This window comes from Roseomonas chloroacetimidivorans, from assembly GCF_049629625.1.
GTDB lineage: Bacteria > Pseudomonadota > Alphaproteobacteria > Acetobacterales > Acetobacteraceae > Roseomonas > Roseomonas chloroacetimidivorans.
The window spans coordinates 76,612-93,448 of the sequence record NZ_JBNBZS010000013.1; the positions used below are offsets into that span (position 1 = coordinate 76,612).

Sequence of the window (16,837 nt, forward strand, 5' to 3'; positions counted from 1 at the left end):
GCCCCCTCACCCCCGCTCCAGCCCGCGCAGGGCCACCGCAACGGCCGCGAGGTCACCCTGCCCCGCTGCTTCCCGTGCCAGCCGCACCGCCTCGGCCGGCACGCTGACCGGCGCCCCGGCCAGCGCAGCGCGCGCTATTCGGGTCTGTAGCGCGCCCAGATCCTCCAGCAGTGCCGCCTTGGCGCGCGGACCGAAGGCACCCGGTGCCGAAGCGGCCCGGGCCGCCGCCCGCAGCGCCTCCAGCCCGAAATCCCGCCCGGCCGCGTCCCAGGCCGCCGCCGCCTCGCCTGGCGTCACGCCGGCCCCGGCGGCCAGCCGCACGATTCCCACCGCCGCGGAGAGCGAGGAGGTCCCCGCCACCAACCGAGCCGCCTGCTCCGGCAGGGGCGATCCCTCAGGCACCGGCACAGCCGTGATCAGGGCCGCGATACCCGGCAGCAGCAGCGCCTCCGCCTCGGCCAGCGGCGCCGTCTCGCCGAGCAGGGCGCGCGCCACATCTTCGTGCAGACGCCGCAAGGCCAGCAGCGCCGAACGTCGCGCTTCCACCGGCAGCCCCGCCGAGTCCAGCGAGTCCTCCGCCGTTCCGATTCGGAACAGTCGGTCCGCCAGCCACACCGCCCGCACCACCGAGGCCGGGTCGCTTTCCCCGGCAAGGCGCGCGAGACCTGCCGGCCCAATCCGGTTCGCGGCAGCATTCGCCAGGATCGTCGCAACCAGGTTGCGCCGCAGCCGGTGCCGCTCGATCAACTCGGGAAGCCTCTCCTGCAACGCATGCGGGAAATAGCCGCGCAGCACCGGCAGGAAGGCCGGATCGTCCGGCAGCGCGCTGTCCTCGATCGCATCCGTCAGCCACAGCTTTGCCACGGGCAGCAGCGCCGCGATCTCCGGCCGCGTCAGCGCATCGCCCAGCCCGATCCGCTCCGCCATCCGTGCCGCGGAAGGCAGGCCGAGCACGGCCCGGTCCAGCAGTCCCTCTGCCTCCAGCCGCGAGATCAGCACGGCCTGTGCGGGCAGCGCCTCGGCCCCTGCCGCCTGTTCCAGCGATACCGCAGCGAACTGCGCGGCGTTGTCGGCCAGCACCAGTGACGCCACCTCGTCCGTCATGGATTCCAGCAGGTCGTCACGCTGCCGCCGCGTCAGCCTGCCGCCGCGTTCGGCCTCGGCCAGCAGGATTTTGATGTTCACCTCGTGGTCCGAGGTGCTGACTCCCGCGGAGTTGTCGAGTGCATCGGTGTCGATGGCCACGCCGTTGCGCGCCGCCTCGATCCGCCCGGCCTGGGTCACGGCCAGATTCGCACCCTCGCCAATCACCTTCGCGCGGATCTCGCGCCCATCCACGCGCAGCGTGTCATTCGCGCGGTCGCCCGCTTCCGCCTGGCCCTCGGTGCTCGCTTTCACATAGGTCCCGATGCCGCCGAAATACAGCAGGTCGACATCCGCCCTCAGGATGGCCCGCATCACCACCGTCGGCTCCGCACGCTCCTCGGCAATGCCAAGCATCGCGCGCGCCTGGGGCGAAAGCGGGATGAACTTCGCGTTGCGCGGGAACACGCCGCCGCCCTCGCTCACCAGCCGTACGTCGTAATCGGCCCAGGAGGAACGCGGCATGTCGAAGAGCCGCTTGCGCTCGTTGAACGAAGTCTCGGGATCAGGATTCGGATCGAGGAAAATGTGCCGATGGTCGAAGGCAGCGACCAACCGTGTCTGGCGGGAGATCAGCAGGCCGTTGCCGAAGACGTCACCGGACATGTCGCCCACGCCGACGCAGGTGAAGGGCTCCGCCTGGATGTCGCGTCCCATCTCGGCGAAGTGGCGTGCGATCATCACCCAGGCGCCGCGCGCCGTGATCCCCATCCTCTTGTGGTCGTACCCGGCCGAGCCGCCGGAGGCGAAAGCATCCCCCAGCCAGAAGCCGTATTCGACCGAAAGCGCGTTCGCGATGTCGGAGAAGGTCGCCGTTCCCTTGTCCGCCGCCGCGACGATATAGGGATCATCCCCGTCCCGCCGGATGACGCGGTCCGGCGGGACGACGCTACCATCGGCGCTGTAATTGTCGGTCACGTCCAGCATGGCGCGGATCAGCGTCTTGTAGGCCGCCACGCCCGCGGCCATGAACGCCTCGCGCTCGGATGGCAGCGGCACATTCCCCTTCAGGATGAAGCCGCCCTTCGCCCCGGTCGGCACGATGATGACATTCTTCAGCCGCTGCGCCTTCATCAGGCCCAGGATCTCCGTGCGGAAATCCTCCCGGCGGTCCGACCAGCGGATGCCACCGCGCGCCACGGGGCCGGCGCGCAGATGGCAGCCCTCCATATGCATCGCGGAGACGAAGATCTCCCGCCACGGCCGCGGATCCGGCATCTCGCCGGCACGCGCGCTGTCGATCTTCAGTGAGAGATAATCTTTCCCCTGGAAGTAGTTCGTCCGGAGCACCGCATCGAGCGCCGTGCGCAGCCGCGACAGGATGCGATCCGTGTCCGGATCGGCGACGCCCTCGATCAGCGCCGACCATTCGGCGGAGGCTTTCCCCTCAGCCGCCTCGCGATCCACCGCGTCCGGATCAAAGCGCGCCTTGAACAGATCGATCAGGATCCGAGCGGCCTCGGGGTTCGCCGCCAGCGCGGCTTCCACGGCCGGCTGCGGGAAGGCAAAGCCTACCTGCTTGCACCAGCGGAAGATCGCCCGCAGCAGCCAGGCCTCGCGCCAAGTGATTCCGGCGCGCAGGGCCAGCCGGTTGAAGCCATCCGCCTCCGCGCGCCCTTCCAGCAGCGCGGAGAGCGCATCCAGCAACTCGTCGAAGCGGTCCTCCGCTGCCTCCGTCCCCGCCTCCAGCGTGAAGACATGCAGCACCACGGAACCAACACCCGCCGGGCAGAGCCGCCAGGGCTGCTCCTCGATCGCGCGCAGGTCCAGGCTCTCGAACAAAGGTAGTGCATCCGCCAGGGGCAGCGGCCCGCCTGGGCTCGCCAGGCGCAGCGCAAGCCGCCGAGCCCCCTCGCCGGGAATGCGCGCCACAGCCGCTACGGGCCGGCGCGCAGCCAGCGCCGCCTCGGCCAGCCGCAGATCGGCCACCGCCTGGGCCGGGGTCATCACCTCCGCATAGGCCGCCGGGAAGGCATCCCCCCACCGTGCGGCCAGCCGCGCCCCTTCGGCCTCGCCCGCCTCCTCCGCCAGGGCATGGGCCACCGCCTCCGGGAAGCCGCGCGCGGCCTGCACGATCGCCGCTTCCAGCGCCGCCGCATCTACCACGGGTGCCGCGCCCGGCTCTGTTCCGATGACGTAGTGCACCCGCGCCAGAGGCGTATCGGCCATGGCAATGTAGAAAGCGGAAAGCCGTCCTTCGAAGGCCGCGGTCAGCAGCCGCGCCACCCGCTCGCGCAGCCGCGTGTCATAAACTTCGCGCGGCAGCCACACGATCGCGGAAACGTAGCGCCCGAAGGGATCACGCCGCAGCACCAGCGCCGGCCGCGGCCGGATCGTCAGGTCCAGCGCCCGCCTCGCCCCGGCCAGGATCTCCGCCTCGCTCGCCTGGAACAACTCGTCGCGCGGCCAGGTATCGATGATCGACTGGAAGGCCCGCCAGTCATGGCTGTTCGGCGGCGCCCCGAAAGCGGCCTGCACGCGCCGCACCTTCGGCCCCAGCCAGGGGATGGAACGCGGGCTGCGGTTATAGGCCGTGGCCGCGAAGAGCCCGAGGAAGAGCCGCAGCCCGACCACGCGCCCGTCATCGGCAAAGATACGCGTCGCCACCACATCGGCATGGCTGGGCCGGTGCACGCGCAGGCGCATATTCGCCTTGGCCACGGCCAGCGCGACCGGCGCCGCCAGTGATTCCCGCACGGCGTCCGGCACATGCGCCAGATCCCGCAAGGCATCGAAGACCACGACGGATGCGTCCCGCAGCAGTCCCAGCCCGTCTTCCGCCGAAACCGCGCCAGCTTCCGCCGGAAAACGCAGGATGCGGTGGCCCAGCAGGACGAAATTGTCCTCGGCAAGCCAGCGCAGGAAGGCGATCGCCTCCTCCCCTTCCGGCGCAGCCGCCACTTCCAGCTCGGCGCTCCGCAGCCGGTCCAGCATCGGCCCGAGATCGCCGACGGCCTGCCGCACCTCCGCCATGGCCTGCCGCAGCGCTGCCTCGACCTCCGGCCAGTCTGCCGGCGCGATGCGCCCCGCCCCGTGCGGGGCGATCTCGATGCGCATCAAGCTTTCGTTCACTTCGGCCAGCGAGCCACCGGCAGGCCCGCCCGGCAATGCCGGCCCGATCGCCTCTATGCGCCCTGTCGCGTCCCTCCGTACTCCTAGGATCGGGTGCAGCAGCCGCCGCACGCTCCGTCCGGAAAGCGAGAGCGCCGCCATCGAGCTGTCCACCAGGAATGGCATGTCGTCGGTCACGATCTCCGCAACCGCCCCGCCCCGGCCCGACCCGCTGGGCGGCGTCAGCCGCAGGGCGAGCGTGCCGCGCGGCCGTCGCTCCGCCACCGAGAAGAGCGAGGCCGCATCCGCCGCCAGCGCCTCCGGCGCCATCCCCGCCAGCTCCTCCAGCGGAGTCGCTCCGCCCAGCCCCCGTAGCAGCGCATGTGCCGCCCCGGGCAGGGCCGGTGCCATGCGCGACAGCGCCGCCCCCGCCTCGACCAGCAGCGCCTCGCGCATACCATCGGCGCCGGAGCCGCAGGTTGCGGGAATCCGGTCATCGGGCATCGGCTTCTCCTCTTCGCGAGGCCCCGGCACCGGTGGCGCCTCGGTCCTCCAATGGGCCATTTCCGGTCCCGTCATGCCCTGAGAATCAGGGGCGGTCTCCTGCTAGTGCAAGCACGACCGCGCGACGAGCCGCACCGGACTGAAATGCCCCGGCCTGGCTCTCACCACCCAGCCTGCCCCACGCCCCTGGCCGCCGCCAGCTGTTCCGCCCTATTTTGCCTGAGCCATGGCCTTTACCCTCGCAGACCTCCTCGCCCCGATGGACCAGGCGCGCTTTTTCGCCGAGTTCCATGACAGGCAGCCCGTCCATATCAAGGGCGGCGCCGGCAAGTTCGCGCAGGTCCTCTCCTGGTCCGGTATCGACCGGTTGCTGAACCAGACCCACAACTGGTCCAGCCAGTCCCTCAAGCTGCAGATGGACGCCCAGGCCGTTCCGCCCGAGGCCTATTGCATCCGCGCCAACAACCGCGACAACGCCCAGGTGTGGCAGCCCGACGCCCGCATGCTGCGGGAATGGATAGAAAAGGGCGCCTCCCTCGTTCTCAACGACGTGGACAGCCTCACCCCCGGCCTCGCCAGCGTATCGGAAGCCCTGGAGAATGCCGGACTCGGGCGCGCCCAGGCCAATGTCTATGTTTCCTTCCAGGCCCATAAGGCCTTCCCCACTCATTTCGACACGCATGATGTCTGGGCCGTGCAGGTGGAGGGGGAAAAGACCTGGAATATCTGGTCCGGCCGCGCCGAATACCCGATTCCCCACCCGGCCTTCCGCAGCCTTGGCCAAGCGCATCACGACCGTGCCAAGGGGCCGCTGCGGGAGAAGGTGGTGCTGAAGCCCGGCGACCTGCTCTACCTGCCGCGGGGCTGGTATCACGACGCCCTGGCCGAAGGCCCGGCCTCGGTCCACGTGGCCTACGGCGTCCATGCCCCGATCGGGGTTGATTTCGCCAATATGCTGGCCGAGCGCGCCATCCAGGATCCGCTCTTCCGCCAGCCCCTGCCGAGGCAGGATGGCACCCCGGCTGCCCAGTTCGCCCTGACCACCCGCGCCGCCCAGCTCGGCCAGCGCATGGCAGAGTTCGCACGCGACCCGCAGGTCCTCCAGGTTCTCGCCCGGCATATTGCCGAGGCCCGGTATCACCGTGGCGGGATCAACCTCCTCGCCGCCCGCAGCCTCGAGGCCGATACCCCGGCTGAGGAGATCTCCACCGCGCCGGCCTCCGGACCAGCCAGGGTCTTCCGTGTCCTCACGCAGGGCGGTCGTCCTGTCCGCCGCGGTGCCGACTGGGTGCTGCGCACCGAGACGACGGCCCTGCCCCTCACCCCGCCCGAGGCCGAGGCCGCCACCTGGCTCCTCGCCCGCCGCGAGGTGGATGCTTCCGCCCTCCGCGCCGCCCACCCCATGGTGGACGCCGCCTCCCTGCTCACCCGCCTCGCCAACGCCGGAGCGCTCGCCGCCGCATGACCCCCTTCCGCGCCGTGCTCCTCCTGGCGCTCGCCGCCAGCCCCGCCCTTGCCCAACCCCGGTCTGCGGCGCCAAGCCGCCCTGCCGCCGCCTTCAGCTGCGTTGGTGCCGAGGAACTGGAGGATGACGTCTTCGCCATCCCCTTCGCCCCCGGCCGGGACAGCCTGAACGACGCCGGCCGCGCCAATCTCGACGCCGCTCTCGCCCTCCTGAAGCGCGAGCCGGACCGGAACGCCTGCATCCTGGGCCATACGCAGCGCGAGGGCGGCCAGCAGACCAGCGTCCAGCTCGCAGCCCGCCGCGCCCGTGCCGTGCGCGAGGCCCTCCAGGCCGCTGGCATCCCCGAAGCCCGCCTCCGGTCTGAGGCCCGCGTCGCCGGCTTCAGCCGGACGACCGGCAACACCGTCGCGCGCAGTGTTTCCATTATCGTGATGCCAGCCACAGCCGTGCGCCCGGAGCCGGCCACACCTCTCCCGCCAGCCGTTTCTCCGGCCCAGCCACCCGCACGGGAGACGACTCCGCCACCGGCCCAGGCTCCCGCCGAGCCCTCGCCGCGCGAGACCACCCCGGCGCCGCCGGCGCCCCCGGCCGAACCGCCGGCACGAGAGACCACACCACCGCCGGCCCGACCGCCCGCAGCAGCCCCGCCGCGCGAAACCACCCCTGTCCCCCCGGCCGAGCCGCCTGCGCGCGAAAGCACGCCGCCTGCCCCGCCCCAATCCACGGAACAGGCGCCGGAGAAGGCCGGGTAAGCGAGGCCCCAGGGGAGTCAGTCTCCTGGTCCCTGGGGCATAGCTAAACTGCTACCCTGCGCAGGGCCGCTGCCCTTCAGGAACCACGTCGTCCTGAAGCCGGGCCGGGGTCTACCGCCCTTACTGCTGACGCGCGCCGGAGCGCTCCACGACCTTTGCCCAATGCGGGATGTCGGCGGCCAGCCGCGCACGCATCTGCTCCGGCCCGCCCAGCATCATGGTGAAGCCCATCGCCTCCAGCCGCGCCCGCATCTCCGGCGTGTCCGTCACCTTCATGATGGCGGCCTGCAGCCGGTTGATGATGGGCTTTGGCGTCTGGGCCGAGACGACCACGCCGTACCAGGTCGTACTCTCGAAACCCGGCATGTCGCAGGCCTCGGCGATTGTGGGCAGCTCCGGCAAGGTCGAGACGCGCTGCGCGGAGGTCACGCCGAGCAGCCGCACCTTGCCCGACCGCCAATCCTCCAGCACCGGCCCTGACTGGTAGAAGAACAGGTCCGCATCGCCCTGGTAGAGCGCCGTCATCGCGAAGGGCCCGCCCCGATAAGGCACATGCACCATGTCGATCTTGGCCGCCGTGGCGAATTGCGCCGCCGCTAAGTGGGTGGAGGCACCGATCCCGGAGCTGGCATAGTTCAGCCTGCCGGGCGCCGCGCGCGCGGCGGCGATCAGGGCGCGACAATCCGTGTATTGCGGCCGCTTCTCCGCGCTGACCACGAGTACGTTTGGCACCTCGAACAGCGTCATGACCGGCGCGAGATCCGTCTGCGTGTCGATGGGCATCGACGGCAGCACGGCGCGATTGATGGCCAGCATGGCGGAGGTGGCCGCCAACACCGTATGCCCGTCGGGCGCCGAACGCGCCGTGGCCTCGAGCGCGAGATTGCCCGAGGCGCCGCTGCGCGCCTCCACCACCGTCGGAACACCCAGCTCGGCTGCCAGCGGCTGCTGGATGAGGCGCCAATACACATCGGCTTGGGTGCCCGCGGGGAAGCCGCCCATCAGCAGCACCGGGCGGCCCGGCGTCGGGAATTGCTGCGCACGGGCCAAGGGGGCGGCCAGCAGGAGTGCCGCCGCGGCAAGAAGAAACCGGCCTCGCATATCAACCTCCTCGGTGGGTCTCGAAGCCGTATGATGGGCGTGTGGCCGGATTGTTACCCTTTTTCCACGAGCAGTATGCCGCAGGCCGGGCGGCGATCAAGCCGCCCCGGCCGGATCAGGCGGCCCCGCGCAGAGCGGCGAAGAAACGGCGCGTTCCCTCCACCTGCTGCCGCCACCACCCGCCATGCACGAGGGATGGCGAGGCCTCCGGGTCTCCCGTGCGCGGGAAGACATCCCGCCGGAAATCACCGGTGCGGAAGATCATGTCCCAGAAGGGGAAGAGCACCGCAAAGTTCCTCCCCGTCTCCCCCGCCGAGAGCACCCCGTGATGCAGCCGGTGGAAGCGCGGCGAGACGAGCAGCCTCTCGCCAATCCGCCCGAAGGAGAGGCGGACATTCGCGTGCGACAGGCTTTCCGCCACGCGCAGGATCAGGACGATGAGAGGAAATTGTCCGGGCGGCACGCCGATCAGCAGCGCCAGCCCACCGAACCAGAGCGCCGCGATCATGTCGTCGATCACGTGGTTCCGGTCGTCGGTCCAGAAAGTCATTTTCTCCTGGGCGTGGTGGATGGAGTGCAGCGCCCACCACCAGGGAATCGTGTGCTGAAGCCGGTGGCGCCAGTACTCGCCGAAATCGAGGATGAGGATGTAGAGCGCAAAGGCGAGCAGCGGCCGGCTCTCCAGCCCGGGGATCAGGGTTTCGAGATTCGGCGTGACCCAGCCGAGATCGGTGATCCATCCCTCGAACTTCGCCTGCAACTGGGCGAGCAGCACAAAGGCAATCAGCGGCAGCAGGCCCAATCGCGCGAGCAGGGTGTAGACGATATCCGTCGTCACCACGCGCCGGTCATCCCAGCGCTCCACTGGGCGCCAGGCCTCCAGCGGCCGGCAGACAGCATAGACCACCAGCACCTGCACCAGACCGAAGACGAAAAAGTCCATCCAGGCGAAGGCGTCCTCCTCCCACTCCATGAAGCCAAGCGCATAGAGTGCGGGCTGGACGCCGATCTGGAACAGCCAACTGGTGAAGGAGTCGTAAAGGCGGACCACGGAATCGAGCATCAGCGCCGCCCCTCCGGCGGAAGAGTGTCGAAGCAGAAGCCGCGCTCCTGGAGACCAGCGATCAGCGGCTCCAGAATGCCGGCGAAAGGCTCGCGGCGGCTGCGCACGCCCCAATGCATGATCAGGACCTCACCATCACGGATATTCGCGAGGTTGCGGGCCAGCAGGGCGCGATTGGGATGCGCGGCGGCGTCCAGCTCGTCTCCCAGGAAGCCATGGGCCGTCCAGCCCTGGTGGGTCAGGCCGCATTGGCGGGCCATGGCGACAGCACCCGTCGTGGTACGCCCGCCCGGTGCGCGCCAGAGCGGCAGAACCTTCGCATCCGGCACCATGGCGCGCAGGGCCTGGATGGGCCGCTCCAGCTCGGCGCAGAGGGCGGCCGTGTCCAGCACCTCCGATCCTTCCCCGGCACGGCGGGAGGCATAGCGGACCCGGCCCGGCCCGGCATCGCCGGTGAAGTACCAATGGCGCCAGGTATGGCTGGCGAAGACATGCCCCTCCGCCGCACGGGCACGCCAGAACTCGGCCCAGGCAGGGGAAAGGGTGCGGTCGCCGCGATAGGTCGGCTCATCAGCCAGGAAAAGCGTGGCGCGCACGCCTCGGCGGCGCAGGATGGCGGCGATCTCCTCCGCCTCCCGTGACCAGCCCGTGTCGATGGTCAGGTAGAGCGTGCCCCGGCAGTTCCGGGCCGCCCCTTGCGCCCCGCCCTGGGCCAGGGCCGGCAGGGAAACCAGCGCCGCCAGCCCGCCCAGCAGCAGCCGCCGCGCGGCATCACGCCATGGGACCATGGAGTTAGCGGGCCACCAGCGCGTCGGAGGCTTCATGGCGCACTTCGAGGTTACGGTTCTGAAAAAAGATCCCGTGCGGCGAGCGTCCGACGGGCGAGGTGGTCATCTCCCCCGTCTCCGGGTCCAGCAGGCCAAGTTGCCGGCTCCAGCGCAGCGTGGCCCAGATCCGCCCGCGTTCATCGAAGGAGAGGCAGTCGGGCCCGCCCGGCACGTCATAGGTCCGCATCACATCCAGGCTGACCGGGTCCAGCGCGGTGATCCGGCTGTCCACACGGCTGGTGACATAGATCGGCCCCCCACCCGGCGAGACGAAAAGCGCATGCGCCCCTCGGCCCACCTTGATCGTCCGCTCCACCTTGCGGGCCTCCGGGTCCACCACGGCCACGTAATCCGCCCCCATGACCCCGACCAGCAGCTTGCCATTATGCCAAATGATGCCAGCCGGCTGCCGCCCGACCTGGAGGGTCCAGGCCACCTGGCGCGTCTCCAGGTCGATCGCCGCGATGGCGCGGCTGCCCTGGAGGGTGACATAGGTAAAGCGACTATCCGGGCGGTAGGCGATATGGCTGGGCATGTCCCCCGGCTTCACCCGGCTGAGCAGGTTCAGGCCGAGATTCGGCCCATCCCAGGCATAGATGTCCACCTGGTCCCGCCGCAGTCCAGTCACGACCAGCAGCTTCCCATCGGGGCTGAATTCCAGATTGTACGGGTTGGCGATCCGCTCGCGCTTCCGCACCTCGCCCGTCGCGAGGTCCAGGAACAGGATCTCGTTCCCGGCCGAATCCCCGACCAGCAGCACATCCTTCCCCGGGGTAAGCGCCACATGATGCGGCTCCCGCAGAACCGGAATTTGCCTGATCTCTGCCCGGGTCGCGGCATCCACGATCTGGATGCCCGGGTCCATGGAATTCACGACGAAGACCACATTCGCGCGGCCCGAGCCAGGCAAAAGGCCAGCCGCCAGCAGAGGAAGCGCGAGAACAAGGCGGCGCATGGATCGATCGGCTCCGGGACGGGCTTCGAGTACGGCCTGCGGGTTAACGGCTCGCTCAGCGCCGCGCCATCCCGTCTAGCATGGAATGACGCGGCCTTGATGCGATTCCGCCGGCCTTAACCGGTTGAAATCAGCCGGCCACCGTCACGCGGTCGGCACGATCCACTGGTTTATTCGAGCGCTAGCCCGTCCTCGTCCTTCGGATGGAAGTCGAGCGCCACACCGTTCATGCAATAGCGCAGCCCGGTCGGGCGCGGTCCGTCCGGAAAAACATGGCCCAGATGTCCACCGCAGGTGGCGCATTTCACCTCCGTGCGGATCATGCCATGGGACTGGTCGGTGGTGGTCTTCACCGCCCCCTCGATCGGCTTCCAGAAGGATGGCCAGCCGGAGCCGCTCTCATACTTCGTGTCGCTGGTGAAGAGCGGCGCCTGACAGCCGGCGCAGTGGAATACGCCGTCGCGCTTTTCCACGTTCAGCGGGCTGGTGCCGGGCCGCTCCGTGCCGTGATGGCGCAGCACCCGATAGGCATCGGGCGAGAGGCTCTCCCGCCACTGCTCGTCGCTGCGCTCAACGGCGAATTCCTCGCCTTCCTTGCCTGCCGCGCTCATGCCGCGCGCTCCTTCAGCCGGTGTGCGAAGCTCTTGCGGAACTTGGCGACCTTCGGCGCCACCACGGCGCGGCAATAGCCGGACCAGGGATTGCGGGCGAAGTAATCCTGGTGCTCCGGCTCCGCCGGCCAGAAGGTCGGCGCGGGCTGGAGTTCCGTCACGATCGGGCCGGGATAGAGGCCCTCGCGCTCCACCTCCGCCATAATCTCCTTTGCGGTCGCCTCCTGCTGCGGGCCGTCGAAGAAGATGACGCTGCGGTACTGGGGCCCGACATCGGCCCCCTGGCGGTCCTTGGTGGTGGGGTCGTGGATCGTGAAGAAGATCCGGAGAATGTCGGCATAGGACACGACCTTCGGATCGAACACCACGCGCACCACCTCGGCATGGCCTGTGCCCTTACCGCAGACCTGCTCGTAGGAGGGATTGGCGACATGGCCGCCGGCATAGCCGGAGACCACCTCGGTCACGCCGCTCAGGTTGCGATAGACGGCGTCGAGGCACCAGAAGCATCCGCCGCCGAGCAGCGCGACCTCCGTGCCGGGGGTTGGACTCTGGGGGGTCTGTGTCATGACCCCAATGTGGTGGTTTCCCTGGCGGACACCAAGATGGATGTCGGCCTGCCCCCCTTTGCCCTCTGGCGCGCGCGGGTCCACCCTGGGCGGCAATGAGCTTCCCTGCCCCCTACCCCGCCCCGCTGCCCGAGACCGCCCCCGAGGCGCTGGGCTTCGACCCCGCCCGCCTTGCCGAGGCCGTTGCCTTCGCCAAGAGCCGGGAAACACCCTTTCCCCGCGACCTGCTGGCCCATCTGGAGGGCGGGCATTTCGAGCCCGCGCCGGACAATGAGGTGCTGGGTCCGGTCGTGCCGCGCGGCGCCCCCAACGGCCTGATCCTGCGGGACGGCGTGGTCGCCGCGCGGTGGGGCAACACGCGTCAGGCGGACATGACCTTCTCCGTCGCCAAGTCCTGCCTCTCCATCCTCGCGGGCATCGCGCATGGCGATGGGTTGATCCCGGATCTCGACGCCCCCGTCGCCGCCAGCGTGAACGACCCCGCCTTCGCCGGTCCGCGCAACAGCGCCATCACCTGGCGCATGCTGCTCCAGCAGACCAGCGAGTGGGAGGGCACGCTCTTCGGCAAGGCCGACCAGATCGACCGCGGCCGCGACCTGGCCAGTGAGGGCAAGAAGCCCAAGGGCTGGCCCCGCCCCCTCGCCGCCCCCGGCGAGCACTGGGAATACAACGATGTCCGCGTGAACGTTCTCTCCCTTGCCCTGCTCCACCGCTTCCGCCGCCCATTGCCGGAGGTGTGGAAGGCCCGCGTGGCGGACCCTATTGGCTCCTCCCCGAACTGGCGGTGGGAGGGCTACCGGAACGCCACCGTCGAGATCGGCGGCATTCCCATGATTTCCGTCCCCGGCGGCGGCCACTGGGGCGGCGGCATCGTGACGGATGCCGAGGACCAAGCGCGCATCGGCCTACTGATGCTGCATGACGGTGTGTGGGAAGGCCGCCGCATCCTGCCGGAAGGCTGGGTGGCGGAATCCGGCGCGCCCGTCGCGCTCCACCCGGATTATGGCTTCATGTGGTGGCTCAACCGCAGCGGCCGCTTCCCCAAGGCAGACCGCGCCAGCCTCTTCGCCGTGGGCGCCGGCGGCAACACGATATGGATCGAGCCCGCCACCCGTCTTGTTGCCGTCTTCCGCTGGCTCCATCCGGAGGCGCTGCCACAGATGATCGCCCGCGTCTCCGACGCCCGCACGAAGTAAGACCATGCACGCCGAGATCCACGCCGAGACCCTCACCCTCGACACCCATGTCGACATCCCCTGGCCAGAGATGGTCGACCCCCGCGGGGTGACGCAGCGCTGCGTCGATTTCTCGCGGATGAAGGCCGGCGGGTTGAAGGCGGTGGTCTTCATCGCCTACACGCCGCAGGGCCCGCGAACGCCGGAGGATCATGCCGAGGCCGGCGCCCGCGCCGAGGCCATGCTCCGCCACATCCGCGACACGGCTCATGGCGAGGGCCGCCGGATCGTGACGCGCGTGGCGGAGCTGGAGGCGGCACATGCGGCCAACGCCGTCTCCATCCTGCTGGCGGTGGAGAACGGCAACGCCATGGGACACGACCTTTCCCGCCTGGCGCTGTGGCGCGGGTTGGGGGCGATCTATCTCACCCTTACCCATGACGGGCATAACGACCTGGCCGACGCGGCCCGCCCGCGCCGGGACCGACCCGAGCCGACCACGCTGCATGGCGGGCTTTCGACCCTCGGCCGGCAGGCGATCGAGGAGATGAACCGGCTGGGCATGCTTGTGGACGTGTCGCACGCCTCCAAGGCATCAATGATGCAGGCGGTGGAAGTCTCCCGTGCTCCGATCGTCGCAACCCATGCCTGCTGCGCCGCGCTTCGCCAGCATCCGCGCAACCTGGATGACGAGCAGCTGGATGCGCTGCGCGACTCCGGCGGGCTGGTGCAGATCACCGCCGTGCCCGCCTTCCTGCGCGACCCCGGCCCGGATGGCCGGTTCACCGCCACGGTGGAGGATATTGCCGATCATGTGGACCACGCTGTGCGTCGCATTGGAATTGAGCATGTCGGCCTTTCCTCCGACTTCGACGGTGGTGGCGGCGTTACGGGCTGGATGCATGCCGGTGAGTCCGGCGCGCTGACCGAGGTGCTGCACCGCCGCGGGTACGACCGGAAGGCGATCGGCCTGCTCTGGGCCGGCAACTTCCTGCGCGTCTGGCGCCAGGCGGAAGAGGTAGCCGCGATCGGTTTCTGACCGGGCCGGCTGGCCGCCCAGGCCGCCTTCAGAGCGATCCCGGCGTTACGCCGCCGGTGCCTTCGCCGCCTTCGGGGCAACGCGCGCCAGCTCGGCCGCCAGCGCTTCCAGCGTCACGGGCTTGGCCAGGAAGCCCGTCATGCCCGCCTCCTGACAGGCTGCGCTGTCGCGGTTCATGACGCCGGCTGTCAGCGCGACCACCGGCACGTCGCGTCCTTCTTCCTGTGGAAGGTCCCGGATCCGCCGCGTCGCCTCGAGTCCGTCCATGCCGGGCATGGCGAGATCCATGAGTACAAGATCGAAGGCTTCGCCCGACCGGGCCGTGCGGGCGACCGCCTCCACGGCCTCGGCGCCGCCGGAGGCCAACTCCACCCGGTGCCCGGCACGCTCCAGCAGGGCACGGGCGACCGAGCGATTGGTGGCCACGTCGTCCACCACCAGCACCCGCAGCGACCGCCCCTGCGCCTGGGCGGCCGATGCCTTGGTCGCCAACTCCGTTGGAATAAGCGGCAACTCCGCCCAGAAGAGGGATCCGGTGCCTCCACGGGCCACGGCCTCTGGGTTGTCGTCCACGCCGATGCTGCCGCCCATTGCCTCGACAATGCCGGTCGCGATCGCCAGTCCCAGGCCCATACCCTCGGCGGGCCCATTGCCGTCCAGCCGGACGAAGTCACGGAAGATGTTGATGCGCTGGTCTGGCGGGATGCCTGGCCCGGTGTCCAGCACCTCGAGGCGAAGGCGGTCCGCTTCCGACCGGACGGCGCGCACAATCACGCGTCCGTTCACGGCGGTGAACTTCACGGCATTGGAGAGCAGATTCAGCAGCAATTGCCGGAAACGCATGGAATCCAGCATGACCGCCGGCGGAAGCGTGGGATCGTACTCAAGCTCCATCACGACATCCCTGGCCACCGCGGCGGAACGGGTCAGCGCCGCGCAGGCCCGCAGGAGGGGCAGCAGCGCTGTCGGCTCGGGCCGGAGCGGCATGCGCCCGCCCTCCACATGGGCCAGGTCCAGCACGTCATTCGCGACCGCCAGAAGATGCCGCCCTGCCTCTTCCAGCATGGCGGCGCGGGCACGCTGCTCGGGCGGCAGCACCGGGTCCTTCGACAGGGCCTGCGCCATGCCGAGCACCCCGTTGAGCGGGGTCCGCAACTCATGGCTCATCCGGGCCAGGAAGCGCGATTTGGCGGCCGCGGCCGCGGCCGCCTGGTCGCGTGCCTCGGCAAGATCGGCGGCGGCGCGCTTCTGTTGCGTGATGTCCGTCCGGATCCCGACGGAACCACCGCCGGGTACGCGGCGCTCCGTCACCAGGATCCAGCGCCCGTCCGGCAACAGCCGCTCCACCGGCGCCGCGTTCCAGGGCTGGCGATAATGGGCCATCGCTTCGGCAACGAAGGCCTGCTTGTCCGGGCCGGCCTCCGGATACTGCCCGTGCTCCGCGCCGTAACGCATGATCTCCGTCATCGTGGCGCCCGGGCGGATCGCGGGGGCGCTGGCGCGGTAGAAGTCTCGGTAGCGCTGGTTGCAGACGATCAGCCGGTCCTGCTCGTCCCACATGACAAAGCCATCCGACATGGCCTCGATGGAGGATTCGAGCATCAGCCTGCCGCGTGCCCGCTCCGCCTCGACGCGGTTCCGCTGGCGCAACATGGCGACGAGCAGCACGGCAACGACGGTGGTCAGGACGGCCAGACCGCCGGCCGCGTAGAGGATGCGCGCCTCGGTCTCGTTCCAGTCCCGCAGCGCCGCCCCGGCCTCCTGCGTCGCGACGACATGCACGTTTGGATAGAGCGTGCGCCGCACCGCGTTGAAGCGTCCGGGCTCCGTGCCGGCCGCCACCGGAGGCGGCATCGGGCGGCCGATCCGGGCCTCGTCATGCGGAGCACTGGCCATGAGCACCCGGTCATCAACACGGATCAGAAGGACGCGCAGCCCGGGCATTTCGCCGCGTGCGCCGGCGCTGCCCAGGCCCGAGGCGATCAGGGGCACCGGCAGCTCCGCCACCGCAAGCATGGGCGGCTGGCCCGGCATCGAAACAGGCCGCGCAAAAAAGAGGGCCCATTCACCCGTTGCGGGGTTCGGCACGGGACCGACAATGGTGGCGCGGCCTGTCATGGCATCGGCCCGTGGCGGGGCGAGCAGGGCCGCATGGGGCACGGGCGGCGGCCGGCGCCGCGAACCAGGCAGGGCGGCGGCAAGGGGCAGGCCCCCCTCCCTCGGCAGTAGGATCAGGTCCCGGAAGACCAGGCTGCTATCGCCAAGCGCTGTCAGCACACGGGAGAACGCGGCGGAGCGCTCTTGGGGAGAAAGGCCGGCCTCCGGCACCGCGGCCGCAAGGAGGCTTGGAAGGCCGGCCAGCGCGCTGTCCACGGCGAGGAAAGCACGGTTCGCGGAGGCTGCCGCACCCTCCGCCGCAGTGCTGACCGCCTGCTGCGCATAGAGCGCGGCGGACTGCCGGCCCTGCCGGCAGATGATCGCAGTGATCGCCGCCTGCAACGCCAGCAGGGCAAGCGTGCCTAGAAGGACCCAGAGCCAGGCGCGGCCATGACGGGATCCTGGGCGGGCGGCCATCGCGCCGG

12 protein-coding genes are annotated in these 16,837 nt (G+C 70.0%); 4 read left to right on the forward strand and 8 right to left on the reverse strand.

Going from position 1 to position 16,837, the window contains the following annotated elements; genetic code table 11:
• Window positions 1–6: 6 nt before the first annotated feature.
• A complete protein-coding gene (locus tag ACO1BU_RS12100) occupies window positions 7–4,698 on the reverse strand; it encodes an NAD-glutamate dehydrogenase (RefSeq protein ID WP_424136200.1) in 4,692 nt (1,563 codons plus the stop codon).
• Window positions 4,699–4,924: 226 nt separating this feature from the next.
• Here ACO1BU_RS12100 and ACO1BU_RS12105 point away from each other — a divergent pair, with 226 nt between their 5' ends.
• Entirely contained in the window at window positions 4,925–6,163 is a 1,239-nt protein-coding gene (locus ACO1BU_RS12105) for a cupin domain-containing protein (RefSeq protein ID WP_424136201.1), read from the forward strand.
• A complete protein-coding gene (locus tag ACO1BU_RS12110) occupies window positions 6,160–6,915 on the forward strand; it encodes an OmpA family protein (protein ID WP_424136202.1) in 756 nt (251 codons plus the stop codon). The genes ACO1BU_RS12105 and ACO1BU_RS12110 overlap by 4 nt, the downstream gene beginning before the upstream one ends.
• A 120-nt stretch (window positions 6,916–7,035) precedes the next feature.
• Here ACO1BU_RS12110 and ACO1BU_RS12115 read toward each other — a convergent pair whose 3' ends face one another.
• The 6 genes from ACO1BU_RS12115 to msrA all read right to left on the reverse strand — a co-directional run bounded on the left by ACO1BU_RS12115 (window position 7,036) and on the right by msrA (window position 12,041).
• Window positions 7,036–8,016, reverse strand: coding sequence for a Bug family tripartite tricarboxylate transporter substrate binding protein (locus tag ACO1BU_RS12115; protein ID WP_424136203.1), 981 nt, complete (start codon window positions 8,014–8,016; stop codon window positions 7,036–7,038).
• A 115-nt stretch (window positions 8,017–8,131) separates the two neighbouring features.
• Window positions 8,132–9,079 (reverse strand): sterol desaturase family protein, encoded by a 948-nt coding sequence (locus tag ACO1BU_RS12120; protein ID WP_424136204.1) that lies wholly within the window; start codon window positions 9,077–9,079, stop codon window positions 8,132–8,134.
• Window positions 9,079–9,867, reverse strand: a complete 789-nt coding sequence (locus ACO1BU_RS12125) for a polysaccharide deacetylase family protein (RefSeq protein WP_424136205.1) — start codon at window positions 9,865–9,867, stop codon at window positions 9,079–9,081. Before ACO1BU_RS12125 ends, ACO1BU_RS12120 begins: the two co-directional genes overlap by 1 nt.
• 4 nt (window positions 9,868–9,871) lie before the next feature.
• Window positions 9,872–10,861: a YncE family protein gene (locus ACO1BU_RS12130; RefSeq protein ID WP_424136206.1), complete on the reverse strand. Its 990-nt coding sequence runs from the start codon at window positions 10,859–10,861 to the stop codon at window positions 9,872–9,874.
• Between the two features lie 170 nt (window positions 10,862–11,031).
• The gene (gene msrB / locus ACO1BU_RS12135) at window positions 11,032–11,472 is read right to left on the reverse strand and encodes a peptide-methionine (R)-S-oxide reductase MsrB (RefSeq protein WP_424136207.1); all 441 of its coding nucleotides are present in this window, start codon (window positions 11,470–11,472) and stop codon (window positions 11,032–11,034) included.
• Window positions 11,469–12,041: a peptide-methionine (S)-S-oxide reductase MsrA gene (msrA, locus tag ACO1BU_RS12140; RefSeq protein WP_424136208.1), complete on the reverse strand. Its 573-nt coding sequence runs from the start codon at window positions 12,039–12,041 to the stop codon at window positions 11,469–11,471. The genes msrB and msrA overlap by 4 nt, the downstream gene beginning before the upstream one ends.
• A gap of 95 nt (window positions 12,042–12,136) precedes the next feature.
• Between msrA and ACO1BU_RS12145 the strand changes: the two genes are divergently transcribed.
• Both ACO1BU_RS12145 and ACO1BU_RS12150 read left to right on the forward strand, forming a co-directional pair.
• Window positions 12,137–13,237, forward strand: a complete 1,101-nt coding sequence (locus tag ACO1BU_RS12145; RefSeq protein WP_424136209.1) for a serine hydrolase domain-containing protein — start codon at window positions 12,137–12,139, stop codon at window positions 13,235–13,237.
• 4 nt (window positions 13,238–13,241) lie between these two features.
• Complete coding sequence (locus ACO1BU_RS12150) at window positions 13,242–14,255, forward strand: dipeptidase (RefSeq protein WP_424136210.1); 1,014 nt, start codon at window positions 13,242–13,244, stop codon at window positions 14,253–14,255.
• Window positions 14,256–14,300: 45 nt separating this feature from the next.
• Here ACO1BU_RS12150 and ACO1BU_RS12155 read toward each other — a convergent pair whose 3' ends face one another.
• Entirely contained in the window at window positions 14,301–16,829 is a 2,529-nt protein-coding gene (locus ACO1BU_RS12155) for a PAS-domain containing protein (protein ID WP_424136211.1), read from the reverse strand.
• Between the last annotated feature and the right edge of the window lie 8 nt (window positions 16,830–16,837).